The following is a 22,906-nucleotide window of genomic DNA, read 5'->3' on the forward strand; positions in this document are numbered from 1 at the left end:
TGATAGACCAGAAAAGGTTCAATTACCTTTTTGCATTAAATTGAGAGAATTGTTTGATTTGAGGAAATTTTCTTTAAAAATTATCCAATTAGCTAGCGAAACCTCGATCTGTGTATTTTACTTAAGATAGTGCAACCACGATTCACGGATGATAAAGATGGCTAACAAAAAAAACGTCGAAACCAACAAGAAAAATACAGAAACCAAAAATAAGAAAAGTAACGAGCTAGAACAACAGAAACCAACAAAAAAAAAGAAGCTCAGACTGCATTCACACCTAAAAGTTAATATCCCACTTTTTCAATCACTCATGATGATTTTGCCATCATTGGCTAAACACGCAGCTGCCGAGACTATAGACAATCCCAGCGGTGCTGCAGATCAAGTAACCGCAAATAACGTGACCGAAAAAGATGTCACCGATGACCATAGCAAGGCGGACTCATCAGCGGTTGCTCTCCAAGAAGCTCAGACTAGTGACAACGACGTAAACTCAACCTTAAGTGCAAGTCATGCCGCCCATGGTTCGAGCTCTCACTTGGTTCCTTCTCATCATTTATCGACGCTTTCTCACCCGCAAGTCCATTACATTCCTTCGGTATCGATGCCGACTATCTCCTCAGGGAGTAACGGTCAGCCGACTGATTCGAATACGCCTACGACGCCCGCTTTACCCGTTACCTTTATGCCAGAAATCATAAAAGGTACCTACGGAGAGCTTCATGTGGATGCGAGTGGGCAATACACGTTTGTACTTAATCCGAATTCTCCTCAATACATCCTGTTGAATCAGCACCAACAAGGTACTGACCATTTTGCGTTACATCTATCTAATGGCTCGAGCATCGTTGTTCAGATACCAGTAGCGGGTAGGCAAGACACACCAAGTATTTCCGGAGATTTAACCGGCGTCGTTACCGAAGACCACAATATAGATTCACAAGGTTTACTGCATGCGAACGGTAAAATTGACGTCGTTGACCCTGACCAAAGTGAAAGTTCGGTTACGCCAGAAGTTATCTCAGGTAAATATGGTTCATTAACTATCGATGCTAATGGACACTGGCAGTATCAAGTTGATAACTCTCTTTCGAATGTTCAAGCGTTAACCGCAGCCACTTCATTGCACGAAAGCTTCACTATTCACACCAAAGACGGCACACCGCAAACCATCGACATGACGATTGGTGGGAACGACGACAACGCCGTTATCACAGGTGTGGATGCTGGCACAGTAACTGAAGATTTAACGACACAAGTTCAAGGGCAGCTTTCAGTAACGGACTCTGATCTTGGAGAAGACCACTTTCAAGCCTCACAAGTGACTAGTAATTTCGGTACGCTAAGCATCACAAAAGACGGTGCATGGACATACGATTTAGATAACAATAACCCTGTAGTTCAAGGGCTTGGCCAAGGTTCAACTGCGACAGACATCGTCACTGTTCACTCTGCCGATGGCACAGCACATCAAGTTACGGTTACGATTAATGGCACCAACGACCATGCGGTAATCACGAGTAGTACAGCAAATTCACCAAGTTCGTTTTTCGCTATCGGGAGAAGTAATGGCTCGAGCCAAGTTACTGAAGATAAAGACCTAACGGTTTCGGGCCAACTCAACATCACCGATATCGACTCAAAAGAGGCACATTTTTCTAATTCCGACCTCAAGGGGACACTGGGTACTTTACACCTTAAAGACAATGGCGATTGGACCTACGATCTAGATAATAAAAATCCACAAGTTCAGGCTCTTGGTAAAGGGTCTGCGACAACAGACATCATAACCATCCACTCCGCTGACGGCACTCCCCATCAAATCACTATTACCGTTAACGGCACCAATGATAAAGCCGTGATAAGCGGAACCAGTACCGGCTTGGTAACCGAAGAGTCCCAACTTCAGACCTCGGGCACACTTGCGGTAACGGATGTGGATACTGGCGAGGCACACTTCTCCAACACCGATATCGTAGGCTCGTTTGGTACGCTTCATCTGACTGATACTGGTTCTTGGACGTACGATCTTGATAATACAAATCCTAACGTTCAAGCTTTGGGCAACGGAGCAACCGCTACCGACACCATCACCGTTCATTCTGCTGATGGCACGCCGCATCAAGTGACTATCACAGTAAATGGCACTAATGACAAAGCTACTGTCAGCAGTGCGACCGTTGCTATCAATGAAACCGACAAAGCGGTAACTACTTCAGGAACATTGACTAGTACCGATGTTGACAATCCAGATAACACATTTACGCCAGACTCCATTGTTGGATCTAATGGTGATCTCACCATTGATGCCAATGGCCATTGGACATTCACCGCCAACAGCGCGTTTAACCAATTGAATGTCGGCGATAAAGTCGAAGAAACCTTTACTGTGTCGTCCTTTGATGGCACACCCTCGACCATAAAAGTCACGATTAATGGTACTAATGACGCAGCTACTGTCAGCAGTGCGACCGTCTCGATTGATGAAACTGACAAAGCGGTAACCACGTCAGGCACGCTAACCAGTACAGATTTGGATAACCCAGATAATGCCTTCACACCGGGTTCCATTTCCGGCACCAACGGTGACCTTACTATTGATGCCAACGGGCACTGGGTGTTCACAGCAAGCAACGCGTTTAACCAATTAAACGTCGGCGATAAAGTAGAAGAAACCTTCACTGTCTCGTCTGTTGATGGCACACCGTCCACTATCAAAGTGACGATTAACGGCACTAACGATACAGCGACGGTCAGTACCGCAACGGTCACTGTGGATGAAACTGACAAAGCAGTAACGACATCAGGAACGCTGGCCAGTACCGACGTGGATAATCCAGATAATACGTTTACGCCGTATTCTATTTCAGGCACCAACGGTGACCTGACTATCGATGCTAATGGGCATTGGGTGTTCACCGCGAGCAGCGCGTTTAATCAGTTAAACGTCGGCGATAAAGTCGAAGAGACCTTCACTGTATCGTCTATTGATGGCACAACGTCAACGGTCAAAGTGACGATTAACGGCACTAACGACGCCGCTACTGTCAGCAGTGCGACCGTTACCATCGATGAAACTGACAAAGCGCTAACTACTTCAGGAACACTAACCAGTACCGACGTAGATAATCCAGATAACACTTTCACACCCGATTCGATTACTGGCACCAACGGTGACCTGACTATTGATGCCAATGGTCATTGGGCGTTCACCGCGAACAGTGCGTTTAATCAACTAAACGTTGGCGATAAGGTCGAAGAAACCTTCACGGTGTCGTCTGTTGATGGCACACCCTCGACCATCAAAGTGACGATTAATGGCACCAACGATGCAGCTACTGTCAGCAGTGCGACCGTTGCTATCGATGAAACTGACAAAGCGCTAACTACTTCAGGAACACTAACCAGTACCGATGTAGACAACCCAGACAACACGTTTACGCCAGACTCCATTGTTGGAGCTAATGGCGACCTAACTATTGATGCTAATGGGCATTGGGTGTTCACCGCCAACAGCGCGTTTAATCAATTGAACGTCGGCGATAAGGTCGAAGAGACCTTCACTGTATCGTCTATTGATGGCACAACGTCAACGGTCAAAGTGACGATTAACGGCACTAACGACGCCGCTACTGTCAGCAGTGCGACCGTTGCCATCAATGAAACCGACAAAGCGGTAACCACATCAGGCACCCTAACCAGCACCGACGTGGATAATCCAGATAATGCGTTCACGCCGGATTCTATTTCAGGCACCAACGGCGACCTGACTATTGATGCCAATGGTCATTGGACGTTCACTGCCAACAACGCGTTTAATCAATTGAACGTCGGCGATAAAGTCGAAGAGACCTTCACTGTATCGTCTATTGATGGCACAACGTCAACGATCAAAGTGACGATTAACGGCACTAACGATGCCCCTGTCATCAATGCGCAATCTCACTCCGTTGTTGAAGGAGGTAGCCTCTTAAATGGAAAAATGGTTGGGCACGACATTGATACAGGTGCGACATTGACTTACAGCGCACCGCAGGTTGATGGCTTAGTTCTTAACCCTGATGGTAGCTACAGTTTCGACCCCAGTCATGCCACCTACCTGTCGTTAGCATCGGGAGCAACAAAAACACTCACAATTCCTGTAACCTTGACCGATGAACACCACGCTAGCAGCACCCAAAACCTTTCGATCACAATAACAGGTGCCAATAACTCTGCGACGATCAGCGGTGTTAGCACAGGTGATGTCGATGAAGGACATGGCAGTTATGGCGATAGGTCACCAGACTATGCTCATCCTGGCATGGCGAAACTAGGGCAAGATGCAATAACTGCTGATGGCAAGTTGGATATAGTTGATCCTGATAGTGGTGAAGCCCAATTTGACCCTAAAGGCGGCGCTTGGAATAACTCCTACCATGGCCAATATGGCCACTTATTATTAAACAGTGATGGAACTTGGCATTACGATGTAACAGTGGGAAGTAGTGATTGGGTTGGTAATAAAAAAACAACGATTGGCACCACTATAGATCAACTTGGTGAAGGGCAAACTTTAACCGACACCATCACTATACAATCTAAAGATGGCACAACTCACGACATCGTAATTACTATTCATGGAGACAATGATAGACCTTACTGCTCTTCAGAAGTACAACTCAACTCTGGCAAAGAAGACACTTCGCAAACACTCACAACGAAAGAACTTCTTTCGAATACCATTGATGTAGATAACAACGATGCAGGCATGCTTTCTATCGCTAACCTTCATTCGAACCATGGTTCTATCCGCGACAATCATGACGGAACTTACACCTTCACACCTGCCAAGGATTATAACGGTCAGGTTCACTTCACTTATGATGTGAAAGATGCACATGGTGGGGTAACTGCTGCTGGTGCAAATATGAACCTGCAAGGTGTAGCCGATAAAGCGTTAATTGGTGGACAACATGTTGGAGATATTACTGAAGACCATCTTACTCCACACCTAGCTCAACTGACTGTTCAGGGCCATTTAACTGTGGTGGACCCAGATGGTGGAGAGGCTCACTTTACCTCTGTAACAAAGATTGATGACCCCTACAATACAAATCACGATGGGCTTATTCTCTCTCCCAGTGGCGCTTGGCATTATGGTGTAAATAATTATTTAGTCCAACATATGGCAGAAGGAGAGACAAAGGATATTGTCTATGAAGTTTCAACAGTAGATGGAACCAAACAGCTCATTACGATTACCCTTCATGGAACAAATGACAACCCAGAACTGCTCTTTTCTGGCTACGGTAATCTAAGTGGCGGACCATCTCCTATCACAACAGATGAAGATAAAGCCATAACCATCTCCGTGGATCGTTTTATGTCAGCGAAAGATATTGACCATGGTGATACATTGCATCTTGAGCAATTGCATGTCGATCATGGAACTGCTGTTTTGTCACCTGATGGTAAGAGTGTTATATACACGCCAGAAAAAGACTTCAATGGGCAGGTCACCTTTACCTATGCAATTATGGATAATCATAATGCACAAGCGATAGATACTGGTACGGGAAAAGCCGCACTATCGGGAATGATACTCACGGTAAATGCTGTGGATGATGTAGCTGTAATAACAGGTACCGACACCGGTAGTGTGACCGAAGATATCGACCCATATACACCTGTAAGTTGGCTGCCAAATATGATTCATACCACAGGGCAGCTAAGTATTAGTGATCCAGACACAGGTGAAGATCATTTTGACTTTAAAAGCTTTATCAAAGTAGCATCTCAGCCTGAATGGGCCCCTTATCAAAGCCAGCTGGGGGGTAAGTTAAGCATCGATAAAAATGGCAGTTGGGAATATGTCATTGATACAACTAAGCCCAATATCCAAGTATTAGGCGATGGCGAGAGTTTAGTTGATCGGGTGCTTATTCATTCAAGTGATGGCACCCAACACACGATTGAAGTCACTATCCATGGTACAAACGATGCCCCAGTCGTAACACAAGCAACACTGCTTCCTGCTGGCGTTGAAGATACACGCATGACCTTGACCGCTTCGCAACTGCTCGCCAATGCAATAGATATCGACAACAATGATGTGGGTTTATTGACGGTGGCTAACTTGAATGTTGATCACGGTTCCGTTCATCTTAACCCTGACGGCACGTACACCTTCACACCTGCCAAGGATTATAACGGTCAGGTTCACTTCACTTATGATGTAAAAGATGCGCACGGCGGTGTTACGCATACCGGAGCGAGTACGACACTTGCGGCAGTCGATGACAAAACCATTATTTCTGGCATTGATCATGGTGTTGCAACTGAAGATGTAGCCACTCTTGTTTATACGAATTCCCATATTATGGATGCTGTAGATTGGCAAGCGCTACAAGTTACTGATGTAGACAGCCCTAATACTCAAGTCACTGTCGAATTTGCAGGCAAACAATACACATGGAATATAGGCAGTGACCTAGATGTTACGACTCCCTATGGCAAATTCCAGTTCCATACTATCGCAAGTGGATCTCACAAAGGTGAGCATTCTTGGAGTTATATTGGCGACAATTATAATGTTCACGTTCAAGAATTAAAGCATGGTGAATCATTAACCGAATCTATAAAGCTAATAGCAACCGACGGTACTGAGTTTCCTATTACGGTTAAGGTAAACGGCACAGAGGATGGGATCATAATCGATTCCAAGTCAGAACTTGGCCATGTCGTAGAAAATGCCCAAACAGGTGCTTCAGTTTCCGGCAACGTAATAGCCCACGATGTCGACCTTCACGATACGGTGAGTTGGACACAAACACCAACAGCAGGCCTTAATGGCCAGTATGGTACGTTCCACCTAAGTGCAGATGGACAATGGCATTATGACGTTGACCAAAGTAAAGCTACAAAATTAGGAGACGGTGACGAGTATTGGGAACACTTTACAGTTGAGGCAGTATCTACTGATGGTAGCCATGTATCGAAAAGCGTATCGGTTGTTGTACATGGCAATAATGATGCACCAACCGTTAGTGGTGAGGTCTCTTTACCTTCAGGTAAGGAAGATACTTCAATACATATTACACAAGCTGAATTAATCGCTAATGCGACAGATGTTGATACTAACGATAGAGGTTGGTTACACGTTGAAAACTTGACTGCAGACCACGGTAGCTTGGTATCAAATTCAGATGGCAGTTTTACCTTTAACCCCGACCCTAATTATAACGGACAAGTGCACTTCACTTATGATGTTACTGATAGACACAGTGGCTCGGTGTCTACTTCAGCTTCTGTTATGTTAACAGCGGTAAATGATGCGGCGATAATTAGCGGTGACACTTATGTTGTCTCAACGGAAGACCATATTATTCCTCATAATGATGATGCTACTTATTTTCCTCAAAGAGTTCAGGGACAGTTAACAAGTAATGATGTTGATAGAGGCGAAGCCAATCAATTTCTACAAAGTACTCTGACAGGAGCTTATGGCCATTTAATAATCCATAAAGATGGAAGTTGGTTTTATGAGCCTGCACCTTCCAAAATTGGTTTTTTCAATAGGCTCGGAGCTCAAGACCATATCACTGAAATTTTTACCGTACATGGTATTGACGGTACACCTCAGCAGGTTCAGATACAGATTAATGGGAGTAATGACAAAGCCACAATAACGGATGTAATCGTAACTGCAGTGGGGAATATGAGTCACACAGCTGTAACTGAAGACAACTCGATTGACATCAATCATAATAATTTAGAAACCTATGGCCTTGTTACAGTTCGCGATGCTGATAATAAGGGGACAATCCATTCTGAAGAGGAACTCAAGGCTGAAACGGTGACAACAGTCCATGGTGGCATTTTTACCGTGTCAGGTCACGATTGGAAGTATAGTATTGATAAGGATGCTTCAGTCGTTCAGCAGCTCGGAAGTGGCGAACAGTTAGTTGAAAGGCATATCGTGACTTCCTTAGATGGTACTGCTACCCATGAGGTGACTGTTACGATAACCGGAACCAACGATGCACCGGTTCTCGGTGTCAACCAAGCATCATCGACTACAGGTACATTAACAGAGACTGATGTGGATGTTACTGACTCTCATACCTTCTCTGTCGTGAGTTCTGCGGGGCAATTCGGTTCACTGTCCGTCGATCCAAATACTGGTGACTACATCTACACACCAAATACGTCTATCACAGGAATGAGTTATAACTCTGCCACCAACTCCTATCATGGTGTGGACGTGTTTGAAGTAAAAGTCAGCGACGGCCATACTGAAGATTCGAAATTCATCACCTTTGATGCCTCGGGACATGTCACCATGTCACCAACGGGTGGTCTAGTCATATCAACGACGGTACCTCAACAACCTACGGTAACCGCGACGCAACCAACCTTGTCTTCAGGCACTAACGTCGCGCCAACGAATACGGTGACTCTGGATCTTGCATCAACAAGCGATTCTGGTTCATCAAACACCGACAACCTGACCAATGACACGACCCCAACGATTACCGGACATACTGATATTCCGTATTCACAAGTGACGATTTACGATGGTTCAACACCGGTTGGACACGCGGTGTCAGATGCTTCTGGCCAATATAGTGTTGCAGTAAGCGGCTTATCGGAGGGCGATCATAATCTATCCGCCAAAACACTGGCCCCTTCGTCAGTGCTACCGGCTACCTCTTCGCTTCTTTCCGTCCACATAGATACACAAGTACACGTCGGTATTCAAACAGACCCAATTACTGCCGATAATGTGGTTAATGCTCAAGAATCCAACAGCTCCATTGACATCACCGGATCCGTTTCTGGCGATTATAATGCAGGCGACATTGTGACTTTAGATGTAAATGGGACACAGCATACTGGCGTGGTCGATGCAAAAGGACACTATTCAATTGCCGTCCCTGGCAGTGAACTCATTGCTGATGCTGACCAAAAAATAGAGGCATCAGTAGCGGTAACAGATACCGCAGGTAATAGCGCTCATGCCACTGCAGATGTTACTTACCAAGTCGATACACAGGTTAGCGTTCCTACGATTACCTTTGAAAACGCAGGGGCAGACAACTTATACAGCAAAGCTGAAATCGCCCGAGGACAGGCAAACACGATCACAGCAACCGTTACGCCTCCTGGTGATGCCAAAATCGGTGAGCATCTTGTCGTTAACGGTCAGGATCATGTATTAGATGCTCATACTCTACAGCACGGAATACAAATTGAAGTTCACCCGGGTTCTAATGTACAAGCAACAATGACTGACGAACACGGTAATACCGCAGGTAGCCAAGGTTTTGCTGCAAGCGCTATTCCTGAACCGATCATTGTCAGACCGCCATCAGGAAGCCACCAAGTGTCTGGCACACTTGGGGTACCACCACTGTTACCATCTTTAACTCCGGTACCAACAGCACAAAGCGGTTGGCGAATCCATTTACCGAATGGACAGTATGTAACAAGCCATCAAGGACAATATGGAACTTTAACCATTGATCCTCAAACAGGCCAATTGCATTACCAAGAGCAAGCTCAAGTTCACACCGGACCACATGGCAGCACTTCAGGTATCGGTCAACATGAAGATAAATTTGAAGTGGCACTGCAAGGGACAAATCAAGATGAAGTAGTCGCCCACGTGAATATCCAGATACTCAGTCATGGTCCAGGAGGTAGTGGTAAGCTGACAATTGGAACCGAGGTGGTTGATATGACGATCACTCCTGTCGTCCATACATCACACCCTGCTCCACCGCCGCCAACTCCAGTTCAACATGATGAACCAGATATGACTTCCCAGTCGGATGTTATGGTCACGCAAAGCGATGACATTTATCTAGATTTAACCCAGCAGACCCATCAAGAACCAGATCAGAAAACCAGTCATCATGGTGCAGCCGCTTATCTGGATGCCCTAGGCATCAACCCCGATGCGACATCGACAACGGTTCACGATCAGCCAGCGGATATGGACATCGTGCTTGCACAAGTCGACCAACAACATACGGTAGATTACGATCAAGCGCATTTAGATATGTCGGATGCACTTGAACACCATGATACAACCAATAACCATAACCAAGATGATGAACACCATCATCACAACGACGTAGATGGACTACCAGACATAGATCCAAATAACTAATGGTTGGTAGTTGGTCATTAGTGAAGTAAAACAAAAGGGAGCACGCTATGTGCTCCCTTTTTAATAGTTGTTTCTTGTATCATTCTGAACAAAGAGACGATTGTGATTCTTTGAGTTACCTTTCACCAAATGCAACACTGATATTGGTATAAATTGGCTTCCAAAGATATTGGAACACCGACTTCTCGCCCGTCGTGATATCTACCTCCCCCGTCATACCCGGCAGAATTGAAAAGCTCTCAGGATTATCACGGAAGTACGGCGTTTCAACCGATACCACAACCTCATAGTAAATCTCGCCTCGCTCGCTTTGACTGGTGGTTGGTGAAATACTTTCCACCTCACCTTTCAGCGCCCCAAAGCGACTGTAATCAAACGCGTCAATCTTGATTCGAGTCGGCTGCCCTACACTCACAAAACCAATATCTCTTGGCGATAAACGAGCTTTAAAGTCAGCTTTCCCACCAACAGGAACGATTTCAACCACAGTGCCACCTGGCTGAATAACACCACCGTTTTGGGTGCTTGGCAGGCTTTGCACCAAGCCTTGTAGCGGTGACACCAACATAGTGTTCGTCAATTTAGCCTGGCTTGAACGAACTCTGGCATTCAATGCTGATAAGTCAGATACTGCTTTAGAACGATCGTCGCTGACTTTCGCCTTCGCCTCTGCTAAAAGCTGTTCAATTTTTTGCTCTGTACTGTCTGCTTGCTTGATTAACACAGCTTTCTTACCACGAGCTTCTTCGATTTTCTGCTCTATGCTGGCCAGCTTTTGGCGCATTTCAAGCACACGTAAGCGTGAAATGTTGCCCGATTTATAACCCTTTTCTAGTATATTCAACTCTTGCTTAGTCGCATTTAGCTCTTTCTCATAACTCGGCAAGGCCTTTTCTACACTCCGAAGTTGCTCTGCAATTTGCTCGCTCTCTTTCTCAAGCACCACACGTTTTTGGAAGTAGAGGGCTTTCTGCGCGTTCAGTTGAGCTTTTTGTTGGCTAACAATCTCAGGATAATCGACCTCGAACTCAGCAAGGTTAGGCTCGCGTTGCTCAAGCAACGCATTCATACGTTCCACACTGGCTAGAAGCGTCACTTGTTGAGACTTCAATTCTTCAAGAGCGGTACGTTGGAAAGTGGCATCAAACTCAACAAGTGGCTGACCTTTCTCAACCAACTGACCTTCTTTAACGAGAATTTGCTTTAATTTACCGCCAATCGCGCTTTGTAGTACCTGTTTTTCGCCTTCAGGAATCACAGCGCCTTTGGCTTTTGCAATTTCATCAACTTGAGTGACTACAGACCAAGTGGCAAAAGCAATAACACATAAGGCAACCGACCATGTCGCCAATGCCAATGTACGAGCCGTATTTTGTGATTCAACAAGTTCACCGTAGCGCTTGCCCTTCTCGATAGATTGTTTAGTCATTAGCGACTCCTTGCTTAGACTCTGATTGTTCTTGTTGGGCTGCATTTTGTTGAGCAGACGCCTCTTTTCCTTGGGAAGCTTGAGGTTCTGAAGACTGCTCCGGCTCTAATGGACCGGCATAAACCACTGTACCTTCATTTAATACCACCACTTTATCGGCAAGCTTGATTAAATCCGGGTCGTGGGACGTGTAGATCACCGTTGCTTTTCCTTTTTTCGACTGCACAAACTCACCAAATATACGTTTAGCATTTGGGTGAGCATCAGGCACAGGATTATCCATTAAGAACATTGGGTAGTCATAAACCAGCGCTTTCGCGTCAATGAGGATCTGCGCGACGCTGCCAGACAACATGTCAAAAAGACTGTCCGGCTGAATACTGCTGATGGAAGTATCGAGCCCGCCTGATAATGTCTCGAACCAACGCTTTCCGCCGACCATTTCAATCGCAGAGATCATTTTCTGATCTTCGACTTTATGACCGTCGTTTAGCCACTCTCGAATACTCAGCGTAAGCAAATCAGGATAAGCTGCTCGAATGAAACACCAGTGGCGATAGAGCTGCGGGTCGTATTGAACGAGGTTAACGCCTTCAAGCTCGACCATGCCATTTTGGATAGGTTGTAAACCAGACAATACTTCGATCAAGGTTGATTTACCGCTTCCTGAAGGGCCAGTAATCGCAACAATTTCACCCGCTTCAATATCAAAGCTCACACCATTCAAAGCGGGGCGACTCTGTTTAGGATAACGCAGTGTCACTTGGTCTAATTTCAAGTTAGGCGCTACCACAGGTAACGGGTGATGCTGGTAACTGAATTCACGCTCGGACGGCTGAGACAAGATACGGTTCACTTGCAATTTGGATTGATTAAAGCTGTTAAAACGCATCGCACTGTTTGCCAACACCTGAGCGGGACCCGTCACTTTAGATATCAACATCATTGAAGCAATCAAACCACCGGGTGTCATCACTTGTTCGAAAATAAGTCCAATACCTAAGCCCATGACAGCCAATGTTGAGCCCACTCCGATAAAGTAATAAATAGAGGTGTATCGACTTTGCAGAACTGCTTGATTGAACGTCACTGTAGAGGCAAGCAGATTGGCCTTTTGAAAACGTTGGATCCAGTGCTCTGAAAACCCAGCACTGCGAATAAAGGCAAGTTTGGATGACAGTTCATTGGTCATGTTTTGACGATTCGTACCTGCTACCGTCGATTGCATTGAGCACTTACTACTCGAACGTATCGAACGTTTAGCTAATAGGTAATACAGAACCAAAGAGACGATCGGAACCAGCACTAACCACCCGCCTAACACACCAATTGCGAGTACAAAGATTAGAATGAATGGCAGATCAAACAACGCATTTCCTAATGGTCCTGATAGCACACCTGAAATACGCTCCGACAACATCACTTGGTTTTGCTGACTAGAAGATGCTGTTTGCTGATTTTGAGCATAGCTATTTCTTAGCAGACGCTGCACGAGGGATTGGGATATCTCACGACTCACTCGGTTGGACACTGAAGCAAATACTCGGCTACGCAATGTCCTTAACCAACCCATCATTACAAACAACAACGCCGCGCCAATGGCGATACCTTGCAGCTCATGCCCTGCATCACCACCAATCACATGGTCATAGATCGACATCGTGATGAATGGAACAGCAAGTGCAAATAAGTTAGTGATAAAACTGACCAACAGCAATTTAGGAATGATAGGACGAAACGCATGTAACCGTTCGCCAACCCAATCAGGAGAAGCTTTCTCTAGTGGCGGGCCTTCGATAACAATGCAAAACTGTGGTATATCGGCAATGTCTTCATTGGCATCAAAAGCAATAAACTGTTTCGATTCTATATGACCAGAGACCAGCTCATGTTCACCAAGTACCAGTAAGACCAATTTATGTTCACCAACTTCATCTAGGTTGGCAACCAAGCGATAAGGCAGTGCAAGCCTGTCGAACAAGGCAAACATATCGTCTATTGATTCAATGCCATTCTCATCGACCCATTGATGTGCGAACAATTGGATATTCGCATTCACTTCCAACTGCTTGAGGACGGAAAGACTCTCGGTTTCTAAATGGTTCATCACCTCTTGTCGACCATCCGTATCTGCACGGTTGCTAGCATCTAAACGATTCATACGACGGCCTCCTGATTGATCTCACTTTGTTCGGTAATAGCTCGACTTTTCACTGTAATTATTCGATTAGCTAAATCTCGAAGTTTCAAATGGTAGCTCACCATCAGTATCGTGCGCCCTGCCGTCACTTCTTCTTCCAACACCTGAGCTAGATTTCCAAGGGCGTCTAAATCAAGTGAAGAATCAGGCCTTTCTAACATGATTATGGGTTTATCACTTGCCAATTGAGCCGCGATATTGAGCATTTTCACGTTACCCATACTCAACAAAGAAGCACTCGTATGGCCAATTTGTGTCTCGAGCCCATCGGGTAATCGAGTAATCTCTTTGGTTAAACCCAAACGCTTTGCATAGTCACTGGCGCTTTGCGTTTTCTCAGGGTCAAAGCCACATAAGTTATCAAGAATGGTCCCCGACACCAGTTGTCCTTTAACGCCACAGTAGGCTGCAATGTTGCTTACCGATGCGATTGAAACGGCAGCTCCGTTAATGAAGCACTCACCCGCTTTTAGATCATCAATACCTGCAATCGACGACAATAAATGACTGTTGGTGTGGCGATCCTCACTCTCTAACAATACCAACTCACCTTTATTCAGTGTGACATCTGCATAAGCAAGTTCACCGTATCTTTCGACGGTCGCTTGCTTAATTTCCAGCGTCTCAAAGTCAGATAAAGGGGTCTCAGGTTGCTCAGAATCTGAAAACTCAGATAGTGACAAGTCATTCAATTTTTCTATTGCCTGATTGGCACTGTGTATTGAATTAAGCTTGATTCGAACCCCAACCAGTGCACTCAAAGGCGCAACCGCTCTGCCCGATAAGATAGAACATGCCGCCAACCCACCTGTGGTTAACTGACCATCCAACACCCACAAGCTCCCCGTAATCACCAGTAAAACTGACGTCGCTAATGCAGCAAGCTGAATACATTCTTGGGCGAAGGCGTTCTGTTCTTCTTCTCTCGCTTTAGACTGAGAGCGAACATTATTGAGGGATTTGAACTGATTGAAGATTCGAGACTCAACGGCCTGGCGTTTGATTCCCTGAATGGTTTGGCTTAGTAAAATCAAGAACGCTTTTCGCTCCTGCTCATCTTGGGAAGCCTCTTCACTTAAGCTTTTAACGCGAATAGAAGATAACCAAACGATTCCAAGAGTAATCAGCCAAACTGCCAAAGGTATCGCCACCAGCTCACCACCGATGTAAGCCACCAAGCCCAAGAAGATCAATGCAAAAGGCAAATCAATAAAGCCTGCAATCACACCACCGGAATACCAATCTTTGACTTTTGATACTGAGCCCAGCCCCTCTTCCACGCCGCCAACACCAATGTGGCGAAGATGGCCTGATGAAGCCGTTGTTACTCTTTCAACCAAGGTTTGATAGGTCGCTTTCTCGGTATTGCTGGCCGCGGCTGACAAAAGCCAAGTACGCACAAACCGGATTAATGCTTCCATGGCAACAGCCAACGCTGCACCCGCCAACAACAAAGTGGCAGTACCGTAACTTTGGTTAGGTAAAATACGATCGTAAATTTGTAAAACCGTTAACGGAACGGCGAGAGAGAGAAGATTTATGAGTAAAGAAGGCAGTAGGACTTTCCCCACCACCCCTTTGTTTTTCATTGAACTTGCGGGCATACACAATCCTTATCCATGCTTATGAAATAAGATTGGTACACCATGTTGAGTATTGCAAGGTAACGGACTGATTTAACGTGTTTTTCAATATAAATATGACACAGATCTTTCTACACAAATCTGTGGCTATACCCGTACCTTAAAAACGCACCTTACAAATGCTCGTTACAAGTGCTCCTTACAAACAATTGTCGTAATCCGTTATCGCCTGCTTTAACTTTGAAAAGTCTGGGTTACATAAATACGGTTTCAGCGCTTCAAATTTATCTGAGGGCCACTCGTATATTTTGAATGAAATGAGCTCGTCAATAACGGACTCATCAAAGCGGTATTTGACGACTTTAGCTGGAGAACCACCGACAAGGCTGTAGGGTGCGACGTCTTTAGTCACCACACTATTCGCTGCAACTACAGCGCCTTCGCCAATCGTCACACCGGGCATCACCATCGCTCGCATGCCTAACCACACCCCATCTTCAATGTGAGTATCGCCTTTGCCAATGTAGGCGTCGTCGATAACATCCACAAATGGATACAGTGAAAACCAATCAACTCTGTGTGTATGGTTGCCGCCCATTAAAATCACAACCTCTGCGCCAATACAGACATAATCACCGATATGGAGTTCGTCGATTTCCCATCGAGGCTCCCACTGGCGGCTGACTTCGTCGCCGTGTAAATAACGCACTACCGATTGTTCAAAACCGTTATCCCAGTAATCGCTGTAATAACTGTGTTGACCTTTTACATGAATATTGGGGTTGGTTACGACTTCATGCAACAACTCGAATTTGGACCAATGCTTCTTTTGCATTTTTACCTCTGAATGATCTATTTAGTTTTATTCGTTAACTATCAAAATGTTCGACGATGCAAATCCAAGGTGCACAAACTAGCACCCCCATAAACACAGGGTTCACCGGGATAAATAGTGAGTATCACGCTTAAATCATAGCAATGCCGCTAAAACTAAAGAGGCGTCAGTGGATTCGAGGTTGCTTAAGAAGAGGAAGTAGTTTCAAAGTTTGCTCAGTTTTTATCGATAACTTGGTTGGATAATTTACAGGTGTAGTGTATCTGTTTAATCGCACCCATTTGACAGTCAGATGTGATTAATAAGGTTTCAAATTTCGTTTCATAGAATACGGAATGAATAGAGCCTGTGCGATTACACAGGATCAAACATAGGCTCGGCTATAAATTTCGGCTCACGCTTGGAGCTAGGTTCAGCGATTACATACGAGCAAGCTGTACTTTTCTGTCTTTATTCACGACACAGAAGTTGCCACGCTTAGTTCGGCATTTTGAACATCTTTCGCACTCAACAGGGCTTCTGTCCCCTTCTTTCCAACGCTTTACCAAATGTGGTTCAGAAAGCAGCGGCCTTGAAAGCGCGAAATATTCAATACCTGTGTTGTTTGCAATCGCTTCGATAGCATCAAAATCCGTTAGACCACCAACCGTGATAACTGGGATATTAACGTCTTGGCTGATCGCATGACCATATTCGTGGAAGTAGCCTTCAGCTTGAATAGTAAAACCATCGTGCGACTCGCCAATCATAGTGTCTGCCTTGCCATGAATATTACCTGATACGACAATGCCATCAACGCCGACTTGTTCAAGCTTTTTACAAACTAAGCGCGTTTCGTCGAAGGTGACACCACCTTCAAAAAACTCCGAAGCTGTAAGCTTAACCAAGATAGGGAAATCATCACCCACCAGCTTGCGCGTCGCAGTATAGATCTCTAACAGAAATCTCATGCGATTCTCTAGGCTACCGCCGTATTCATCTTCACGTTGGTTGTAATAAGGGCTTAAAAATTGATTAATCAGGTAAGTGTGAGCAGCATGAATCTCAACACCATCAAAGCCTGATTTTTGTGCTCTCAATGACGCTTGAGCAAAGGCATCAACAATGTAGTCAATCTCGCGTTTGGTCATCGCTTTGCCTAGTGTTTGAGTTCCTTTTTCTGGAACCTCACTTGGTGCGTAGATCACTCGCTCGCCAAGATCATGCGTGGTCTTTGTGCCACCGTATGCCAATTGCATGACGATTTTAGAGTCATTGTCATGAACCAATTGAGTGAGCTTTTGATACTCTTCAATGAATGAGTCGTTATACATGCCCATCATGCCCGCATTCGGCTTTTCTTCTTCAACGATGTTCGCGTAACCCGTCACGATCAGGCCGACTTCACCTTGAGCCAACTCTTCGTAGATAGCGTACAGTTTATCTGTCATATGCCCGTCTTCGGTGGCCATATTTTCCCACGTTGCACTTCTCATGAAGCGGTTCTTTAGTGTCATCTTGCCAATGTGGGTTTCTGTAAACAAAGTGCTCAAGTGTCTTCCTCTCAAAATCGTATTGCGCGAGTTACCCATTAAGCATGGGCACTGATTCAGGCGGATACTACAGAGAATAAACTAGGGAAAACTTAATCTAGATTAAGAGAGCGCCACTCTCATCTGAGAAAAAGGCAGAAAGAGACAGCAAAAGAATAGAAAGGCAGGAATTAGAGAGAACAAAGGAAGCAAACAAAAGCCGCTTAGTTTAGCTAAACGACTTCAGGGATTTATAAGCTTATAGCTTTATAGCTTGAAGGCTTTACTAAAAATCAGACTTAACAGCGTTATCCATATTGAACCGTAGGATCAACACACTGATAGATCTGCCCAATGCTCGCTTCATTGGTTAACAAGGCTTCAATAAGGCGCGCCACTTCTTGTCTGTAAATCACACCATGAACTTCGACTTGCTGGGACAGCTCACCGTTGCCAGTCTCCTCGCCGTCTAACAAGCCACCCGGACGTAAGATGGTGTAATCCAGAGAACTCGAGGTTAGCCAAGCTTCGGCCAACGACTTTTCACGAACCGCTGCGCCAAACCCTTTTCGAGATCGCTCCGACAAATACTGCCAAGAGTCACCACAACCTAACGACGTTACCAGCACAAATCGAGCAATACCATTGGCTTCAAGCGCATCAGTCAGATGTCGGTGTCCAATGTAATCAACGGGAATGTCAGCTCTGAAGCTGCCCATACTAGAAACGACCAGTGTCGATTTAGGTAACTGAGCGACCACAGATTCAACCTGTTCTTTATCGGTAGCATCACAACGCAGTGTGGTGATACCAAGTTCAGCCAAGCGCGTGTTCTTCTCTGGGTTTCTCGCAATCGCTATTACTTGATAATCTTGTTTGTGAAAATGCTCAACAATTGCAGCACCCAGCCCACTTCCTGCTCCCCATACAACGACCGTACTCATAAAAAACCTCATAATATTCATGTTGTAGTGATACTAACCAGACAATTTAAACCGTTCCTTTATCGAGATCAACAAATGAGAATAAGTCTCAATATTGTTTTTATTTTTTTGCTGGCTCTCACTAATCCGCTCAAAAGCACGTCCACTTATCATAATTAGACATTGGTTAATTGAATTGCCCAAACATGTCTACTAAAGTAATTTTAATACAATGACTTAGTCTCGGTGGTTATGAAAAAAGAACGCATTCAATACTCTTTCGACGTGTGGTTATTTATTCCTGATGAAGACAAACTCATCATGAATGATGAAGACGTGATCATCGACAATCGCTTGTCCAAGCTACTCAACTTTTTCTGCCAAAATCCTAAGATCGTATTCTCACGAGATGAGCTGATTAATGAAGTCTGGAATGGCTCAATCTTGACGGATCAGGTGATCACGCAAGCTATTTTTGAACTGCGCAAAATACTCAAAGCGGCTGAACGACATTCAATGGGACACATCATCACCGTGCCCAAACGCGGTTATAAACTCGATGTTGATGTCCACAAAACCATCTTAGTACCTGCAAGTGTCACCACAAATACCGTATCAGTTACAGACATGAATCATGCACCTAATGCTTTTGGTTCCTTTCCTTCAACTCAATCAGACGCACCAGATACATCGCCAGTTTTGGATGAGGATAAAAAACAACAAGTCGAACCAAAAGCAGAATCGGTTACTGGTGAGAACCTAATAAGCAATCAAGGCTCAGAGGCCAAAACCGTACTCGAAGAATCTGAAGAGAGTTCAATCGATGCAACCTCAGAAAAACCTGCTTCACAAGAACCTATTCAGCCTGTTGATCAGCAACCTAGCGCTTCGAGACCTAGCGATTCGAGCTATGTCGATCCAAGCCATACCGATTCGAGTACAGCACAGTCCGTTCAACAGTCACCTGTAAATAAAACAGCTAACGACAAACAAGCGCCTATCGCAGAAAATAAACCTCAGAAAAGAACGTCTCGTGCTGTGATGTTTGGGGGCGCTATAGTTATTGCGCTTGGACTTATTTGGTGGACGTTAAAACCGACCAGCCCTACATCGGACGCCTTCGATTTGAGCAGTTTAAATACCGCCGCTAATGAATCAAACCAACCACTCGCTGACTCAAATCAATCAACGGAACAAAATCGTCTTAATCAAACAGTAGACAGTCAAAACCTAGATGCCCACAAAGCACACGAATCTGTGCACTACTTATCTTTAGAACCTAGATATATCTACGTAAGTATCGATGACAACTTGAAGACGGATGCCTTTAAACGTGGGATCATTCATAAATTAATGAGCTACTTGACCACCTATCGCGATTTTCGTGTCGTAGTCGATGAAACCTTGGTGCCGAATTCAGCCAACGTGATCAGTTTCAAGAGTGAAATTGATGGCGACAGAGAATACCTTGATATCACCTACTTCAACCGAATTTCTAATTTCAGACACCTAGGTCGAGATTACCTGATTGACCCGGCTTCACTCCACACGACCATGCGTTCAATGCTCGATGATCTATTGGATTCATTTAATTTGGATATTCAAAAATCGATATTGAAGCAGCAAATCTCTGAGTTACCCAAACAAGAAGAAGCCTTAAAGCTCACCCTTGAAGCGCTCGGGCTCACCTTCATGACGTTAGACAGAACCGACACCTTGTCTAAGATCGCCCAAGCCAATGAGCTAGAACCCGACAACCACTTCGTTATGTCGAACCGTTACATGTATGAGCTTGCCGACATTTTTATAATGAGATCGAAGAATAAGAATAAGAATAAGAATAAGAATAAGCAGGTTGAAGCGCTCAATAAGAAATTCAAAAAACAGTTACTCAATGCTCAGAACAATGCTAACTCTTATCGAGTCTATGACGCGTTAGCAGCCTACTTCCTCACTGAAGATAACCCTGACCAAGCCGAATACTATCTAAGCTTGATTCCGAGGAATGAATACAGTGTGATGTCTATGATTATCTTGGCAAAAATTGAAGAATCTCAAGGCAACCCTTCAATGGCGGAAGAGTACTACTATGAAGCGATATTAGAATCTGGCCACCCTGTGGTTTTGAAAGTCGCTCAAACGTTGTTTTTCAAAAGTAACATCACCGAGATTGAATCCAAATTGGGTATCAATCAATGATTAACAGCTCTTAACTATTGGCTGTTAACTATTAACTATTGGCCGTTAGCTATTAATATAGAAAACACACCGCTTACTCAGGCGGTGTGTTTTTGGGTTCTCACAGAAATCGTTAATCGCTCAATCGTTGATAAAAAAGCGATAACCGCTATAAGGCATTGGTTAGCAGAATACCCACACCAATCCTTTCACTGTTGTAGTCATAATCAATCAAGCTTTCTCCATAGCCTTTGTAGTACTGGACATACCCTTGAAGCCGGCCATACAGAGGAAAGCTGAGTGATGTCTGTATTCCACCATACCCGGTTTGAAAGTTGTAGCGACCCAATGCTGAAACCTCAAAACCATCCCATTTGTAAGCGCCAGACAATTCATAGTGACCCAAATAGTCTTGAATATCAGGGTTGTCATCGCTACTGCTCGACTCAGGAATTCGGTACCAAGGCTGGAAATAAACCGCAAAGTCATCTTCGGTATACCCTAGCCCAACATAAGCGCGGTTCCAGCTACGACTAAGCTCTGCCGTTCGTCCGTTAGATTCATGCTCTAAACCCAAACGCGAAAACCAAACACCATCAGCTGACTCGATGTTCAAAGGCGTTTCGTAAAAGATCTCTGGGCGATAGTTAGTCTCTCTAAATGGTGCCGAGATATCAGAAGAGTACGCCTGCCAAAATGATTTGAGCGTAAAACCAAAATAGATTTTGTCCGCTTGATTAAAAACACCATCATCAACCACTGGAATTTTTAAACTTAACTGCAGTTTGATCTCTTCATCGCTGAGGTCATCCGCTTTACCTCCGAATCGCTCATCCCCATAGGGCTGTGTATTCACGTTGGTCATATGAGTCACTGGCAAAATATAGTTCAAACGATAAGGCGTTATAACAAACGGGTTATCTTCAGTTGTGTACTCCATCTTCAATCGCGGGACTTTAGACTCCAGTGCACTTTCGCTGATGGAGTCTAAACCGTCTTCGCTGGTTTCACCCGACAACTTATTCTCGGGTGTTTTGTTTGATGTAACGGCTTCTTGGGATGCGCATTGCTGCTTTAACCACTCAATACTTTGTTGATTGGTTGCTTTGGCCAATGAAGACAAAATACATTGCTCATAGCTTGCTCGTTCATCAACACCGCTAGTATTGGCATACGCTGAAGCATTCACAGCGAGGCCGATAACCAGTAGAGCAAGCGTGTTTTTGTGTCCAGCTAGCCTTTCACCAACCCCAAGGCGTTTACTAGCGCTGTTCTGTTTACGAGATCGCATGACTCTACCCTTGGTCTTTATCTTGGTAAGTCACTTCAAACGCAAAGTCGACCGCTTGCTGAGTAATTTGCTCAACGTTTTTATCAAGCATCTCGATGGTGATTTCTGATTTGTCGTTCTCAAGTACGCCATTATCGTTCACGACGAAAATACGGCGACCAATGAGCTGAGATGAATCATGATCTTTCAGATCCACACTCGCCAATATACGAATAGAGCGATCACGAGTACCTGCCGCGTATTTTACAGCGCCGATAACCGAACCTACTGGGATAAACTCAGTCACACGCATGTCTTCAGGAATGTCATTGATATCATATAACTTCACGCTAATATCAAGCTCCTTGTTCTCCAAAACTACGTTCTTGTAGCCCTGTAATTTCTCAGCCAACTTCTCATCCATTTTCTTATGGATCTGTGCTTTAAATTGAGACTGAACCTCCTTTGATACATGCTGATCAACACCCGAGCTTTTCATGCTAACGGTTGTAAATTCAAATTGATTAAAGTGAAGTGACGCGCTGTCTTTCGCTATCCAAGAAACGCCTTTCCTATCATCATCAAACTGGCTATCAATAAAATAATGGTTTGAGTCGACGCTCTGGATTTCTTGTTTATCTGGCATGTTGCTTGAACAGCCAGCAGTGAATAAAACGAACAATGGGAATAGGTAATGTAGTTTCATGTGAACCTCTAGTTTTCTAAATTTTGAGTGCACGAATCCCTGAGCGATAAGGCTCATAAAATGGGACTCGTGTTGATTAAACTTCTATGTGTATTGGCCGCGTAACGTTAGCAGC

At 44.7% G+C, this 22,906-nt stretch carries 10 protein-coding genes; 2 read left to right on the top strand and 8 right to left on the bottom strand.

All coding sequences use genetic code 11. The features are described 5' to 3' along the window. The first annotated feature begins 157 nt into the window (after positions 1 to 157). Entirely contained in the window at positions 158 to 10,156 is a 9,999-nt protein-coding gene (locus CWO13_RS00155; RefSeq protein ID WP_108082304.1) for a VCBS domain-containing protein, read from the top strand. A 115-nt stretch (positions 10,157 to 10,271) separates the two neighbouring features. On the opposite strand, the gene CWO13_RS00160 is transcribed toward CWO13_RS00155, so the two are convergent. The 6 genes from CWO13_RS00160 to CWO13_RS00185 all read right to left on the bottom strand — a co-directional run bounded on the left by CWO13_RS00160 (position 10,272) and on the right by CWO13_RS00185 (position 18,658). Further along, positions 10,272 to 11,585, bottom strand: coding sequence for an HlyD family type I secretion periplasmic adaptor subunit (locus CWO13_RS00160; RefSeq protein WP_102432362.1), 1,314 nt, complete (start codon positions 11,583 to 11,585; stop codon positions 10,272 to 10,274). Continuing rightward, complete coding sequence (locus tag CWO13_RS00165) at positions 11,578 to 13,746, bottom strand: peptidase domain-containing ABC transporter (protein WP_108082305.1); 2,169 nt, start codon at positions 13,744 to 13,746, stop codon at positions 11,578 to 11,580. Before CWO13_RS00165 ends, CWO13_RS00160 begins: the two co-directional genes overlap by 8 nt. Beyond that, positions 13,743 to 15,389 carry an ABC transporter transmembrane domain-containing protein gene (locus CWO13_RS00170; protein ID WP_107898938.1) on the bottom strand — a complete coding sequence of 549 codons (1,647 nt, stop codon included), beginning with the start codon at positions 15,387 to 15,389 and terminating at the stop codon, positions 13,743 to 13,745. Before CWO13_RS00170 ends, CWO13_RS00165 begins: the two co-directional genes overlap by 4 nt. A gap of 178 nt (positions 15,390 to 15,567) precedes the next feature. Continuing rightward, positions 15,568 to 16,203 carry a CatB-related O-acetyltransferase gene (locus CWO13_RS00175; protein WP_102432365.1) on the bottom strand — a complete coding sequence of 212 codons (636 nt, stop codon included), beginning with the start codon at positions 16,201 to 16,203 and terminating at the stop codon, positions 15,568 to 15,570. A gap of 419 nt (positions 16,204 to 16,622) precedes the next feature. Next, a complete protein-coding gene (locus tag CWO13_RS00180; RefSeq protein WP_102432366.1) occupies positions 16,623 to 17,735 on the bottom strand; it encodes an NADH:flavin oxidoreductase in 1,113 nt (370 codons plus the stop codon). A gap of 287 nt (positions 17,736 to 18,022) precedes the next feature. Then, a complete protein-coding gene (locus CWO13_RS00185; RefSeq protein ID WP_017094764.1) occupies positions 18,023 to 18,658 on the bottom strand; it encodes an SDR family oxidoreductase in 636 nt (211 codons plus the stop codon). Between the two features lie 231 nt (positions 18,659 to 18,889). Here CWO13_RS00185 and CWO13_RS00190 point away from each other — a divergent pair, with 231 nt between their 5' ends. After that, positions 18,890 to 20,836, top strand: a complete 1,947-nt coding sequence (locus CWO13_RS00190) for a winged helix-turn-helix domain-containing protein (protein ID WP_108082306.1) — start codon at positions 18,890 to 18,892, stop codon at positions 20,834 to 20,836. A 148-nt stretch (positions 20,837 to 20,984) separates the two neighbouring features. Here the strand turns inward: CWO13_RS00190 and CWO13_RS00195 are convergent, their stop codons facing one another. Together CWO13_RS00195 and CWO13_RS00200 are read right to left on the bottom strand one after the other, a co-directional pair. After that, positions 20,985 to 22,106 carry a phospholipase A gene (locus CWO13_RS00195; protein WP_102432369.1) on the bottom strand — a complete coding sequence of 374 codons (1,122 nt, stop codon included), beginning with the start codon at positions 22,104 to 22,106 and terminating at the stop codon, positions 20,985 to 20,987. A 4-nt stretch (positions 22,107 to 22,110) separates the two neighbouring features. Then, on the bottom strand, positions 22,111 to 22,791 hold the full coding sequence (locus CWO13_RS00200) for a DUF3313 family protein (protein WP_017081484.1): 681 nt from the start codon (positions 22,789 to 22,791) through the stop codon (positions 22,111 to 22,113). Between the last annotated feature and the right edge of the window lie 115 nt (positions 22,792 to 22,906).

The organism is Vibrio sp. ZF 223, from assembly GCF_003050585.1.
Taxonomy (GTDB): domain Bacteria; phylum Pseudomonadota; class Gammaproteobacteria; order Enterobacterales; family Vibrionaceae; genus Vibrio; species Vibrio crassostreae.

What these genes read in the sequence shown, in the direction of transcription:
- CWO13_RS00200 (WP_017081484.1), bottom strand. Translation starts at nt 22,791, where the DNA reads ATGAAACTACATTACCTATTCCCATTGTTCGTTTTATTCACTGCTGGC.
- CWO13_RS00195 (WP_102432369.1), bottom strand. Translation starts at nt 22,106, where the DNA reads ATGCGATCTCGTAAACAGAACAGCGCTAGTAAACGCCTTGGGGTTGGT.
- CWO13_RS00190 (WP_108082306.1), top strand. Translation starts at nt 18,890, where the DNA reads ATGAAAAAAGAACGCATTCAATACTCTTTCGACGTGTGGTTATTTATT.
- CWO13_RS00170 (WP_107898938.1), bottom strand. Translation starts at nt 15,389, where the DNA reads ATGCCCGCAAGTTCAATGAAAAACAAAGGGGTGGTGGGGAAAGTCCTA.
- CWO13_RS00160 (WP_102432362.1), bottom strand. Translation starts at nt 11,585, where the DNA reads ATGACTAAACAATCTATCGAGAAGGGCAAGCGCTACGGTGAACTTGTT.
- CWO13_RS00185 (WP_017094764.1), bottom strand. Translation starts at nt 18,658, where the DNA reads ATGAGTACGGTCGTTGTATGGGGAGCAGGAAGTGGGCTGGGTGCTGCA.
- CWO13_RS00165 (WP_108082305.1), bottom strand. Translation starts at nt 13,746, where the DNA reads ATGAATCGTTTAGATGCTAGCAACCGTGCAGATACGGATGGTCGACAA.
- CWO13_RS00175 (WP_102432365.1), bottom strand. Translation starts at nt 16,203, where the DNA reads ATGCAAAAGAAGCATTGGTCCAAATTCGAGTTGTTGCATGAAGTCGTA.
- CWO13_RS00155 (WP_108082304.1), top strand. Translation starts at nt 158, where the DNA reads ATGGCTAACAAAAAAAACGTCGAAACCAACAAGAAAAATACAGAAACC.